This is a genomic window from Williamsia sp. Y844 (assembly GCF_056786475.1).
Genome location: NZ_JBXCJB010000001.1, coordinates 2352259 through 2365013 on the forward strand (window position 1 = coordinate 2352259; position 12755 = coordinate 2365013).

Annotated in this window: 10 protein-coding genes; 3 read left to right on the forward strand and 7 right to left on the reverse strand. The window is 62.5% G+C overall.

Annotation, left to right across the window (positions count from 1 at the left end):
* Window positions 1-6 precede the first annotated feature (6 nt).
* Window positions 7-5751: a DEAD/DEAH box helicase family protein gene (locus AC1TQG_RS10720; protein WP_482136889.1), complete on the forward strand. Its 5745-nt coding sequence runs from the start codon at window positions 7-9 to the stop codon at window positions 5749-5751.
* A gap of 58 nt (window positions 5752-5809) precedes the next feature.
* Here AC1TQG_RS10720 and AC1TQG_RS10725 read toward each other — a convergent pair whose 3' ends face one another.
* The 7 genes from AC1TQG_RS10725 to AC1TQG_RS10755 form a co-directional block, all read right to left on the reverse strand.
* Window positions 5810-6460: a hypothetical protein gene (locus AC1TQG_RS10725; protein WP_482136890.1), complete on the reverse strand. Its 651-nt coding sequence runs from the start codon at window positions 6458-6460 to the stop codon at window positions 5810-5812.
* Between the two features lie 433 nt (window positions 6461-6893).
* Entirely contained in the window at window positions 6894-7214 is a 321-nt protein-coding gene (locus AC1TQG_RS10730) for a hypothetical protein (RefSeq protein WP_482136891.1), read from the reverse strand.
* 86 nt (window positions 7215-7300) lie between these two features.
* On the reverse strand, window positions 7301-7492 hold the full coding sequence (locus AC1TQG_RS10735; protein ID WP_482136892.1) for a hypothetical protein: 192 nt from the start codon (window positions 7490-7492) through the stop codon (window positions 7301-7303).
* The gene (locus tag AC1TQG_RS10740) at window positions 7479-7874 is read right to left on the reverse strand and encodes a HicB family toxin-antitoxin system (protein WP_482136893.1); all 396 of its coding nucleotides are present in this window, start codon (window positions 7872-7874) and stop codon (window positions 7479-7481) included. Before AC1TQG_RS10740 ends, AC1TQG_RS10735 begins: the two co-directional genes overlap by 14 nt.
* 32 nt (window positions 7875-7906) lie before the next feature.
* On the reverse strand, window positions 7907-8113 hold the full coding sequence (locus AC1TQG_RS10745) for a type II toxin-antitoxin system HicA family toxin (protein ID WP_482136894.1): 207 nt from the start codon (window positions 8111-8113) through the stop codon (window positions 7907-7909).
* 46 nt (window positions 8114-8159) lie between these two features.
* The gene (locus AC1TQG_RS10750) at window positions 8160-8972 is read right to left on the reverse strand and encodes a hypothetical protein (RefSeq protein ID WP_482136895.1); all 813 of its coding nucleotides are present in this window, start codon (window positions 8970-8972) and stop codon (window positions 8160-8162) included.
* A 233-nt stretch (window positions 8973-9205) separates the two neighbouring features.
* Window positions 9206-10060, reverse strand: coding sequence for a hypothetical protein (locus AC1TQG_RS10755; RefSeq protein ID WP_482136896.1), 855 nt, complete (start codon window positions 10058-10060; stop codon window positions 9206-9208).
* A 339-nt stretch (window positions 10061-10399) separates the two neighbouring features.
* Between AC1TQG_RS10755 and mobC the strand changes: the two genes are divergently transcribed.
* Window positions 10400-10849 (forward strand): plasmid mobilization relaxosome protein MobC, encoded by a 450-nt coding sequence (mobC, locus tag AC1TQG_RS10760; RefSeq protein WP_482136897.1) that lies wholly within the window; start codon window positions 10400-10402, stop codon window positions 10847-10849.
* Window positions 10846-12753: a relaxase/mobilization nuclease domain-containing protein gene (locus tag AC1TQG_RS10765; RefSeq protein WP_482136898.1), complete on the forward strand. Its 1908-nt coding sequence runs from the start codon at window positions 10846-10848 to the stop codon at window positions 12751-12753. The genes mobC and AC1TQG_RS10765 overlap by 4 nt, the downstream gene beginning before the upstream one ends.
* The last annotated feature ends 2 nt before the right edge of the window (window positions 12754-12755 follow it).

A 12755-nucleotide genomic window follows, 5' to 3' on the forward strand; every position in this document is an offset into this window, starting at 1 on the left:
TTTCGGATGCCGGTCGATCCGGCGGTCATCGATCCCGGTGGCACACCGTTGCCGGCCGACGCCGACCAGGTCGAGGCGTTGCCGCTGGTCAGTCAGGACGAGATGGGTGTGCCGCTCTCGCAGCTGGCGAAGGTGCGTACCCGTGAGGCCCGCCGTCCGGACGGCTCGAGGGTATGGATTCGCGCCACCCACCAGGTCAGCGGCCTGGAACCTGATCCTGATCCCATCGAGACGGCACCAGTCCAGGCCGAACCCGAGGCGTCAGAAACCCCTGTTGCGGTCGCTGAGGTGGCCACAGAGCCGGTGTTCGTACCGCCGGTACCGTTCATCCACCCTGGCGGGGTGTTGGTGCCCTCAGGGGAAAAGTCGCGGGCACGGGCCAACATTGCCGCCCTTGAAGTGGTGGCCACGTGTGAGCGCGAGGACCGCTATGCCCGCCCCACCGAGCAGCAGGTGCTCTCGGCGTGGTCGGGGTGGGGTGGTTGCCCGAACATCTTTGACACCAGCCGCAGCGAGTGGGACGCAGAACGCGACCAGCTGGTCTCGATGCTCACCGACCGCGAGTATCAGGAAGCGCGAGCCTCGACGCTCAATGCCCACTACACCGATCCGGCGATCGCCCAGGTGATGTGGGAGGCGTTGGAGCGCGCTGGTTTTGATGGTGGCCGGGTACTGGAACCGGGGTGCGGCAGCGGCAACTTCGTGGGATTGGCGCCGGAGTCGGCGACGATGGTGGGCGTCGAGCTCGATCCGACCACGGCCCGGATCGCGCATCTGCTCTATCCCGATGCCCAGATCCGCAACGAAGGTTTTGAGGTCACTCGGGTTCCCGACCACAGTTTCACCGCGACAATCGGCAACGTCCCGTTCGGATCGTTCACCGCCACGGACCCGGTCCACAACGCTGCCGGTCATCGCATCCACAACCACTTTCTGATCAAGTCGCTGCATCTGACCGCACCGGGCGGGTACGTCGCGGCAATCACCTCGGCCTGGACGATGGACGCCACCGACGACAAGGCCCGCCAGGAGATCCATCAGATGGCCGATCTGGTGGGCGCGGTGCGGTTGCCGTCCAACGCATTTGCCAGGGTTGCCGCCACCCAGGTGGTCACCGATGTGTTGGTGTTCCGCAAACGCGACGAAGGCCAAGAGCCACCGCATCCGGCGACGGTGGACTGGTTGCGGTCGGGCTCGACGATGGTCCCAGGCCGCGATGGCGGCGAACAGTTAGTGCAGGTCAACCAGCTCTTCGACCTGCACCCAGAGTTTGTGCTCGGACAGATGCGCGCCGATCGCAGCCTGTATCGCGACAACGCACTGGTGGTCGTGGCAGATGACCTCGAGGAGGTGCCACGCCAGCTCTCGAGCGTCCTGGCAGCTCAGGTCGATACCGCGCTTGGCAGGGGTCTGGGGCTGACCGCACGGCCACGTCCGGCCCGGGCGAGCACCTTTGAGGCAGGTATGGCCAATGCCCGCGAGCTGTATGCCAACCAGCGACCGATCGGGCGGGTGGAGTACGACAGCGAGAACGATCAGTTCGTGCGGCAGGGACTCGACGGCTCGGAGACGTTGACGATCCCTGGTACCCGGCGCACCGAAACCCGGCATTTGCTGCGGATGCGTGATGTGGCTGAGGCGACGATTGCTGCTCAACGCACCGACACCGACCTGGACACCCGTGAGGCGTTGCGTAGCGAACTGGGCACTTTGTACGACGCCTACGTTTCCGCCTACGGTCCGATCAACCGCTCGAAGATCACCGGCGGCAAGGAACGGACCCCGGTCGAAGCGCAAGCCAAACTCGAAGCCCTGGAACGGAAATGGCGTGAAGCCAACCGCGACGAGGACGGATTGTCCTACGAGGGGGTGTTGCCCGAGTCGGTGGCCGGCGAGTTGGAAGAAAAAGCGTGGCAGGCCTCGCCGCGGATTCGACGTCAAACCCATCTGGAGGCGTTGCGCCAAGACCCGTCGCTGGCTGCGCTGGTGGCGTTGGAACGCTACGACTCCGAAACAGGGGAAGTGTCCAAGACGGCGATCTTCTCCCGCGATGTGGTGGTGGCACCGACCGCGATGCGCTCAGCGCAATCGCCACACGAAGCAGTGTCGATCGCGGTGGGAGAGACCGGCGCAGTCGAGCTGGAGCGAGTGGCGCAGCTGCTGGGCACCGACACCGGTCAGGCCCGCGAGCAGATCCGTGGGTTGGTGTTCGCCGACCCCGATCAGAACGGAATGCTGGTACCAGCTGCGGTGGCGTTGTCGGGCAACGTCCTTGCCAAACACGAACGGGTGTTGGCAGCCGTGGCTGAGGATCCGGGCAATACCGATCTGGTCGAGTTCGAGGCGGCACTGGCGCAGGTGATCCCCGAGCAGAAACAGCCGGGACAGATCGGTGCGGTCAGTATTGGTGCGACCTGGATTGAGCCGAAGGACTATGCCCAGTTCGTGCGGGAGGTCTTCGGTGCCAGTGAGGTTTCGGTGGATCGGTCCTCGCAGGGCTGGACGGTCGATGTGCCCCGCTGGCAGCGTGATACGCCGTTGATGCGCACCGATTACGGTGCCGACAACGCCCATGTGGACAAGTCGATTGATGCGGTCGAGATGTTCGAGTTGTTGCTCAACCAGCGGCCGATCGTGGTGAAGAATCCGGCCAAGCTGCGCGAGGACACCGGAGCTCCCGAGGTTGATGCCCAGGCCACGATTTTGGCGCAGGTCCAGTCCCGCAAGGTGGTCGGGGAGTTCCGGTCGTGGTTGTGGTCGGATGATGCGCGCCGCGACCGGCTGGTCACCGAGTGGAACCGCCGGTTCAATTCGTGGGTACCGCCCAAACATGATGGCCGCTTCTTGCAGTTACCGGGACTATCCCCGGCGTTCACGCCGCACCCGTACCAGCGTGATGCGGTGGCCAGGATCGCTGCTGAGCCCACCGTGTTGCTCGACCATGTCGTTGGTGCAGGTAAAACCGGCACGATGTTCATGTCGGCGATGGAACTCAAACGCCGGGGTGTGGTGTCTCAGCCATGGATTGTGGTGCCCACACACCTGATTGAACAGTTCGGCAGAGAGGTCAAGCAGTGGTATCCGGCTGCTGATGTGTTGGTCGGCAGCAAAGGCATGTCGGCAGAGGACCGGCGCGTGTTCGTGGCCCAGACCGCGACCAGCAACTGGGACATGGTGATTGTTCCGGGGTCGGTGTTCGAGCGGATCAACGTCAGCCAGGAGCGTCGCGAAAGCTATCTGCACACTCAGCTCGCTGAGCTGGAGGACGAACTAGCCCAAGGTCGCGGTTCGATGAACCAGACCACGGTCAAAAAGATCGAAGCCGCCAAGAAACGGCTGACCAAGCGGGTCAACGATCTGCTGGCGCGTGACAGCAAGGACCAGGGGGTCACGTTCGAGCAATCGGGGTGTGACTATCTGTTCGTCGATGAGGCTCACGAGTACAAGAACAAGGCTCGGATGTGTGCGATCGAAACGTTGGCGCACACCGGGTCTCAGAAGGCCGAAGACCTGTCGATGAAGTTGGACCTGTTGCGTGAACGCGCCCAGGATCAGGCCCGCGCGTTGGGGCACTTTGTTCCCGTTGGGGCAGAGCGGGTGGCCGCGTTCTCCACCGGCACGCCGATCGCGAATAGTTTGTCTGAGGCGTGGGTGATGCAGCAGTACCTCCGTCCGGATGTGCTTGAAGCTGCTGGGGTGCGGTCGGTGACCGATTGGGCGGCGTCGTTCACCACGACCAAGTCCGACACGATTACCAATGCCACCGGTACCCAGCTCAAGGTGGTCACCACGGTCTCGGCGTTTGCCAATCCGCGTGAGATGTTCGCGATGGCAGCTCAATACACCGATGTGGTTACCCGTGCCCAGGTGCCGGCGAGTTTGCCGACCCATCCGGGACGGCAGATCGTCACCACCACACCGGGGCAGGAAGTCGCCGACTTCATCGCCGATCTAGAACACCGCCTCGAGGCGATGGACCCCAAGACGCCGCACTTGGACAACACCCTCAAGGTGCTTTCTGATGGTCGCAACGTGGCGCTCGATCCACGGTTGGCGAACCTGAGCCCGGATCCGGGCAATACCCGCAGCGATGCGGTGGCCATCCAGGTTGCCGAGGTCTATCACGCCAACGCTGACAACGAATACCTGACCGAATCGGGAACATTGTCCCCGACCAAGGGTGCGTTGCAGTTGGTGTTTTGTGACCGCGGCACCCCCAAGGCAGGGGGAGGGTGGTCGGCGTATGACGCGGTGCGTGAAGGGCTGATGGAGCGCGGAGTGCCGCGGGAGACGATCGTGTTCATCCATGATGCGAAGTCGCCGTCGCAAAAGTTGGAGCTTCAAGCCAAAGCCCGGTCGGGACAGATCGCGGTGCTGATCGGGTCGACCTCGAAGATGGGCACCGGCATGAACGTGCAGCAGCGGATGGTGGCGTTGCATCACATGGACGTACCGTGGCGGCCGGCGGACCTGGAGCAACGTGAAGGCCGAATCATCCGGCAGGGCAACCAGAACGCGAACATCAACATCTTCTCGTATGTCACCGCAGGCACCACCGACACCGTGATGTGGGCCAAGGTCGAGATGAAAGCGATGTTCATTGATCAGGCCAAGTCCGGGCAGATCGACCCGAACGTGACCGAGGTCGAGGACGTGGGCAGCGAGTCGATCGCGGACGCAGCGGCAGCGACGAAAGCCGCTGCGACTGGCGATGAACGGTTCATGACGATGGTGCATCTGGAGGACGAGGTGAAAAACCTTGATGCGTTGTCGTCAGCGCATTCGGATGCACGTCGCCATGCCCGCAGCATCGTGCGTCAGGCAGACCGCAAGATCCCGGAGTTGGAAGCTGACCGGGAGACGATGGAAGGGTTGGTCGCTGGGCATCAGGCGTGGACGGATGCGGGGAAGCCGTTCACGGTGGCCGGGGCGGCGTTCGCTGAGCGTCCCGACCGTGGCCGTGCGTTGCTGAACCGGGCTCAGCAGCTCCACACCACGCTCAAAGGTCAGGGCATGTCCAAGACGATGGTGTTGGCCGAGTTCGCCAATGGTGTGGAGGCCAAGGCGGCGCGGATCATGCAGACCGACGAGTTGTGGGTATGGCTCGATGTGCCGGGGCAACCGCAGTTCACGATGAAGCCCGAACAACTGTGGCCGCGCCAGGCCGCACTGGGTGAGGACCCGAGCGAGAACATCTCGGCGGTGGCCAGCGGGATCTGTACGCGGTTGGAGAATGCGTTCGAGCGGATGCCGGACAAGCTCGGTGGCATCGACCGGGAGATCGGGCGGTTGCAGCGCGAGATCGAAGTGCAGTCCCCGCGCATGGACGCTGTCTTTCCTCATGCCGCGCAGTTGCAGGCCAAACAGGTTCAGTTGCAGCAGTTGCGGATGGATATCCAGGCTTCGCAGAACACCCCTGAGGCGATCGCTGCGCGTGAGGCTGCCGATCAACGGCTCCTGGAGGCCGGCCGCGCACCGGGATGGTCGTTGATGCTCAACCCGACCAAGGCGATGGTTGAAGAGTCGCCGTTCCTGACCGCCGATGAGTTCACAGCAGCGGTGCAGCGATCGCACATGGTCGAAGCGTCGCGGTATGCACGCGATCAGCGCAGGCGCGGTGCGGTGCCGTCACCGTTGGAGGCGACTGCGGATCATCCACGGCAACAGTTGGAGCGGGGTGGGCCGGCGAGGGCAGTGCCGCAGGCAGATCGGTGGGAGGAACGGAACACCGGGCACAGCCCCACACGCTGACCGTACGTCGCACAAGTGATGCCCCGGCGATATTTTCGCCGGGGCATCATTGTGTTTGTCAGCGCTGTGCCTCGAGGTAACCGATCGGTCCTCCGCTGTTGACGGTGATGCGGCTGTTCATGATGGTTTGGACTCGGTCGTGCAGGCTGTCGTTCGAGTTCACGTGGATGAGCGGGTTGGTGGTGATGCCGTGGGCAGCGTGGTTGGCCGCGTAGCGGGGGCCGTCTCCGAGGCGGGCGAGTAGTGTGCCCGCGAAGTGATACCTGGAGCCGCTTTCAGTGGCTCGTTGGGAAGTGTTGATGACGCTGCGGATGTTGTACACCGCGACTGGGATGGTGGAGACGGTGACGGCGTAGAGCTGGTTGCCGATTACGCGCTCGGGTTCGCAGCGCCACCAGCGGAGCGAGGTGTCGGTGACTTCGTCGTCGGTGTGCTCGATGTGGAATCCGATCCATGTGCGGTCTTCGTCGTATGCCTCCGCGCGGGCGGCGGTGCGCAGAACGGTGAGTTCGCCGGATGCGACGGCCAGCATGGGACGGCATGCCAGTTTTTCCACAGTGTCGACGCTGATCGGTGTGGGCAAGATTCCCGCGGCGACCAGTTTGTCGAGTGAACCGCGGGAGATGCCGAGCCGTGCGGCCGCTGCATTGGGCTTGATCGTCTGGGAGAGCGATGCGGCGGTGTGGGTGTAGAAGGTGGGTAGCGCCATGATGTTGATTCCCCTTCGAGTCGGGTTGGACCTCGATGGTCCTTGCGTTGGTTCAACGCACCCCGACTGTATTGGTTCAACGCAGTGTTGGCAACTGGTCTGGCTTACTTAATAGGCAACTGATACCCGTGGCCGGGGCTTGGAGCGTCGTGGTCTGTGCAGCCTCGAGTACCGGGCCGGTTGTGTCAGTCGGTGCTCATTTCTTGATCCCAGCGCACGAGGTCAAGGGCGGAAGTGATGGCCTGGAGCGCAATGTCGGGGAGTTCGTCCACCCAACTTTGACGGATCGATGTGGCCGCTTGGTTCCCGATTAAGGCACAAAACAAGCGATGCCCCCAACCAATGAAGGTTGGGGGCATCGGCTGTTGTCTTGCAGATCCGGTTCTATCGGCGTTTCACTAGACGTGTGGGTGCCGCCATGAATGTGTTCATGTCAGAAACCTTCGGTGGTAGTGGTGTTTGCCGGTGCTGTTGCGCGGCGCGTCGTTCGACGGGTAGAACCGCCACGGCCGCGGGTTGTGCTCGCAACGGCGGGGATGCCGGCCTTTTTCAGCGCGGCGTCGGTAATGCCGAACTCGCTGGCTTGTTGGCGCAGCTGGAGATGTTTGGCCCGGGACTGTTCGAGTGCGTGTTCGCCCTCAAGAATTTCTCCGTAGGAGGCGGCGAGTTCGCGGACGACGCGTTCGCGTTCGCTTTGTTCGGCGAGCAATGTTGCTGCTGCGGCGTCGGGATCAAACCTGATTGCTGTGGACACAAGTGTCCCCTTTCACTCACTGGATCGATATTTGGTTGCAGAGATCTCCAGTGTTCCATGCCTGTCAGACATGGGGCGAGCGTTCGCTATTCGGCGAGTTGATCGACTGTGCCGCCGGTTCGGCGGGCGTAGTCGTGCGCGGCGTCGTGTTCGTCGGCAGTGAACGCCTGGACCGCGGCGGGATCGCCAGGGATACGGACGATCGCGGTTAATTCGCTGACCGGAACACGGCCGCGCTTGGGGGATTGTCGGCTGGCGGTTTGGTCAGGATTGGTCACTGGCGCTCTGGGCAGTAGCGAGTTGATGGGCGCGTTGTGATGAGATTCCGATGACTGTTCCGATGTCGCGGTAGGGGATCTCTTTGGCTGCGAGTTCACGAGCGAGCTTGCGGGTTTGCTCGCTGGCCTCGTGTTCGTACTGATCGGCCTTTGCTTTGAGTGCACGCACAGTCTCGGATTCAGAAGAGGCATCGATGCCGTCGATGACGATGTGCAGATTCACCGAGACAGTGGACTTCGCTACGTCGGTGTCGACGGCGATGTAGTCGATGGCTTCTGCTTCGGCGTCGGCGAGCCTGCGGGTTTGGGTGAGTCCGTCGATGGCTGGGATGGAGATCATCCACCACTTCCCGTCGCGGGTGACTTCAACGTCGTATGTCATTTGCTGTTCCTTTCGGTGACGTAGCGAGTCAATCAGTGGCAGTCGCAGGCGGCGATCACCTTGTTCACGTTGCGCATCACGCCAGGACTGATGCTTTTGTGGCCGTCAGGGATGGTCATGGCGTGCTGGCCGGTTGGGCAGGCCCATTTGCTGTGACTGCCTTTGGCATCACGCAGGCGCGTGAACCCGGCAGCATGCAATTGCTTGATCACTTTTCGGGTGGGCTGCTCCGCAATCATGACTATAGTCAACCCCCCTTGACTGAAACAAGTCAAGGGGGGTTGATCATCTTGGTTGATCGGCGCGTATGGAGTGTGCGAACTGAATCATGCGGTCAACAGTGTCCGCGAATTGGAGTGCTTCGGTCCGGCTGAAAGTGAGTGGGTTCTCGACGTAACGTGCGGGGTTGCGGTTTTGGTGGAGCGTTAAGAACACTCGTCCGAAGCGGGCTGGGATCTGACCGGTATCAACCTGATCTTGAACCCACTCTGCGCGCCGTCCGTGCTGGCGATTGTCGTTGAAGCCGTCGGTGTAGATCATTGTCATGACTGCCATCTCGGACGCGGCGAAGAGCGGTTCAATCGCGCTTTCAAGTCCGCCGTTCGTTAACCCCCAGATTGCAAGGTCCAGGTCGGAGCGTGCCTTGCCAAGAAGGTCGGAAACGCGCGCTGCGGTGCCTGCAAAGTCGAGCGTGACGCATCGGCCACCATCCATCGCGGTTGCGAACGCCATCCAGTTCAGTTGTGGGTCGATGCCGGCGGGGAGCAGGCTGATGATGTCGCCAACGGGAAATTCGGAGGGGGCGGCGATAGAGGCTTCGCTGCCAGCGATTGCCCAGAGGTGGACGTCGTGATTGATCACAACACTTGGTGGGTCACCGTCCATGATGACCAATGCCTGTCTGATGGCCTCCCGCGGAACGAACGCGCCTAGGGCTGGGGTGATCCAATGTTTGAACATTTGGTCTATGGCATTGGGAACGAGCATCGGCGAGAAATTTTCGTCGCCTTCTCGCGCTAGACCTTTGGTGATCACACTGAGGGGGATGTCACCACCTGCTGGCGGTGCCGGTGGGCTATTGCTCTTGCGCGCTGACATGTCCTGTACTCCCTGCCGAGTGGTCGTGCGGCCGCTAAGAGCGTAAGGGCGACGGTAGTCGAGTACCCCGCCGCTGCTCTCTTGGCCGGCGTAGGGGCTGCGATCGTTGGCCGGGTCGTGTCCGTGCCCGCGGCCAAAGGTCCCGCTTGTCCTCAGCTTGAGGCCGCGCAGCGGCCGATTCTCGGTCGCGCTTTGCGCGACCGTTTCTCACATCCTCCGCATAAATCTCCTGTTCACTCCAGGACGGATGAAGGTGCGGTCGTTGTCCGGCGGTGTGGGCGTTGGACGCCGATGAGTAGGTCGTCGTTCTCCATGCCGAAGTCTGCGGGGGCGATCTTTTCCGTGATCCAGAGAAGGCCACGTTCATCTGTGTTGAAAACGACGCAGCGCTGCAGAGTAGTTGAGGACATCTCCACCACGTCCTCATGTGTGATTTTTTGCCAGTTCGGATCCCGGAGATGCGGATTGCTGACTTTGTGCGCGACAAGTGTCAGCGTTTGGCCAGCGTCGTTGACGATGGGTCCGACTCCGGCGTTTGCAGCGCGAGTCTGTTCTTCGTCTTGCCAGTAGGGGTCGGTTCCAGGATCGGCGATGTAGAGGTCTACGTACAGACCGCCTTCGGGTGGTGCGGTAAATCTGCCATGCACACCGCGTTTCGTTGTGGTCTTTGAGAGGTTGACGGGGAGACCGTTTGGCGTGCCCTCGGTGAACATGTCGCTCGCAAAGCTGAACCGGATTACTCGCCGTACGCGCGAAGTGATGCTCGTTCCCGTGAATTTGATAGGCCAGTCGGTGTCTGTTGCAACAAGTAGGGACCCGTACGTTGCCTCGTCTTTGGCGATGAACGTGCTGTCAGGACCAAACCTCAATACGGGTGTCATGCCCTCCCGCTGATCGGGGCCGTGCAGGCTGATCTTTGTCTCGGACATCGCCTGGTTGTTGATCTTGAGGTAGAAGCTCGTCCGGTGGGCCCAGATTTTCCAATTGAAGCTGCAGTACTTGACTAACGTCGCCTCTTCTTCCCCGGTCCCGGTCTCTTGAGGGCGGTCAGTTACTACGAAGCTCACGGCCCCGATGGTCTCGTCCATTGGGCAAGTGTTCCAGCCGGCCGTGACAGTCACGCAGCGTGCGGCGCGGTTCGGCGGGCCGGGCGTTGTCCGTATGTGGCTGCGATACCCCCGGTTGTTCTTGGCCCGGAGGCCGCGCAGCGGCCGGTTCCGGTCGCGCTCTGCGCGGTCGGCCCCAAAAGATCCCGAGGTTCGGGTGAGATCTCCTCTGGACGGTAGACCACGAGAGCAAGATATGACTTAGGGGACCTAAGTCGTGGTGTTCAGCCTAGCTAGGGGCTAGGCTGAACACCAGAAGTGAAGAGGATTCCGCGCTTGGGGCGCGGCCTTCGGCACGGGACGGCAACGGTAGGGGTTTGCGTGACGGGCACAGCATCGGTGCGGCGGAAGCGTCAGGAGAACGTTCCGGGTGGGCGGACTGCGCCGCCGATCAAGGTGAAGTGCACCGATGAGCAGCGTGACTTGTTGCGGCTACGGGCAGCGGCGGAAGGTGTGTCGGTTCCTCGGTTGCTGGTTGAGTCCACGCTCAACCCGCAGTGGCGCGGGGAAGGTGTGGACGCGACGGTATCGCGACGGCAAGAGGCGTTGTCGGCGCTGGAGCAGGCGTCGGATGCGCGGAACTTGTTGGTCGCGATCGGTCGCAACGTCAACCAGATCGCTAAGCATGTGAACTCCACTGACGGTGACTTGCCGGATGAGTTGTCGGCAGCGTTGCAGTCGGTGGAGCGGGCGTGCGATGAGGTGACTCGCCGGATGCGTGAGGTTGGAGTCGGTCGGGCGAAACCGCCAGCGGGGAAGGCGAAGCCGTGAGAGGAAAGATCACACGCGGTCAGACGATGTCGGGTTTGATCTACTACTTGCAGGGGCCGGGAAAGCATAACGAGCACACCAACCCGCACATGGTGGCCGGCCGCGGTGGAGCTGTTGAGCGGTTCATGTGGTCCACCGATGGAACCGTCCGGATGCTGTCGAAAGATGACGCTGCGGCGATTGCCCAGGAACTGGACGAGCCACACGTGTTGCATGAGACAAAGGCTCCGTGGGTTGATCCCAAGCGGAAGAAAGCTGCACTCGCAGAGGGCAACAGCGAGGTTCAGGCCCGCAAAATTGCGCGGATAGAGGATGCCAACGTGTGGCAGTGTTCGCTGGCGCTGCGCTCAGACGAAGGCCCACTCGGTGATGAGGTGTGGGGCAAGATCGCCGAAGACTTCATGCGCGAGATGGGATTCGATTCGGCAGACGCGAACGATGCCGGGTCGCGCTGGGTGGCCATCCACCACGGCACCAGTGTCAGCGGCAACGACCACATTCACATCGCAGCCTCGCTCGTTCGCGACGACGGCTCGCTGGTGAAACTGTTCGTGCCGCCGGCCCCCGGAAAGAAGCCGTTGGGTGACGGACCGCGTTCCTCCCAGGTGATCCAAGAGTTGGAGCGCAATTACAACTTGCAGATCGACCGCGACGACCAATCGGTGTCACCGAGCTACCACCAGGCAGAGGTTGTTACGGCCGAAAAGATCCGCGAGCCAGCCGAAACAATCAACGAGGCCGAGCAGCGCGTGGGCGTTGACGCGCATACGAACCCGGCCGAGCAGGACAAGGCTGTAGCTCGTGGCCGCAGCGAGCCAATCCGGTTCGAGCTCGCACGGCGCGTGCGCGCCGCGGCTACAGCGGCGACAGGAGAAGCACGGTTTGTTGAGCTGATAGGCGCCGAGCCGAACGTGGTGATCCGGCCACGATGGGCAGAGAGCGGCAACCACGTCAGCGGCTATTCAGTCGGGCTGGTGCCTGCGGGCCGCGACAAAGACAGCATCGCCGCGAACGAGGTGATCTGGTACTCGGGAACGAGTCTGGGCCGCGACCTCACCATCACCCAGTTACGAAAGCAATGGGGTCAAGAAGATCAGCACCAGGCCAGCACCGCCCGCCGGCGCTGGCGCACACACTCGATCGGCGCACCCACGATTGATCCCGAGACGGCGGCCCCGGTTCGGGAAAAGTTGCCCTACACCATGCCCGAGGAACCGGAAATCGGCGTCGACCACACAGCGACAACAGATCCGATCGAAGTCCAGCGGCGACAGCTGGAACAGGCACGGCGAGAGCTGGCGGGCTGGACCGACTACGTCCGGTCGATCCCTGCCGAGGACGGTGAGCAGGTAGCGCGGGCAGCAGGCGTTGTGTCGGGTGTGTTTGCTGCGTGGTCGTCACGCACCGAAGTCGTGCCAGGACCGCTAGCCCAGGCAGCAAACACCATGGCGCGGACGGCTGGCCGCTCGTACAGCCGACCACGACCCATCATGCGGGCACGCTCATCCGGGTCGCGGGCGGCAGCAATGTTGATGCTGGCTTCAGCGCACACTGATCCGGCGATGGCGTGGGCAATGATCATGGGACAACTGTTGGCAGCGGTCGAAGCGATCGCCGACGCACAAGCAGCAGCAAACAACGCGGCCGCGGCACAACGACTGGCAGCACTCAGTGAGCAGCAACTGGCCGAACGGGCGATCCGAGTCCAGGGAGGGACAGTTGCTGTCCTTGAAGCTGAACCTGCTCGGCGCTACCGCCTGGAGGCGGACGGTGTGAGCGACTCGAAGATTTCACCTGCGGTCCGTGCGCCGCGAGGCGATGTTCCGGCATCGAGTCCGGCGGCGCGTCGTACAAGTTACGACGACATCATCCGTCGGCGCGGGGAGGGTGGCCGAACACGATGACG

What these genes read in the sequence shown, in the direction of transcription:
- AC1TQG_RS10720 (WP_482136889.1), top strand. Translation starts at nt 7, where the DNA reads ATGCCGGTCGATCCGGCGGTCATCGATCCCGGTGGCACACCGTTGCCG.
- AC1TQG_RS10725 (WP_482136890.1), bottom strand. Translation starts at nt 6,460, where the DNA reads ATGGCGCTACCCACCTTCTACACCCACACCGCCGCATCGCTCTCCCAG.
- AC1TQG_RS10740 (WP_482136893.1), bottom strand. Translation starts at nt 7,874, where the DNA reads ATGACATACGACGTTGAAGTCACCCGCGACGGGAAGTGGTGGATGATC.
- AC1TQG_RS10745 (WP_482136894.1), bottom strand. Translation starts at nt 8,113, where the DNA reads ATGATTGCGGAGCAGCCCACCCGAAAAGTGATCAAGCAATTGCATGCT.
- AC1TQG_RS10750 (WP_482136895.1), bottom strand. Translation starts at nt 8,972, where the DNA reads ATGTCAGCGCGCAAGAGCAATAGCCCACCGGCACCGCCAGCAGGTGGT.
- AC1TQG_RS10755 (WP_482136896.1), bottom strand. Translation starts at nt 10,060, where the DNA reads ATGGACGAGACCATCGGGGCCGTGAGCTTCGTAGTAACTGACCGCCCT.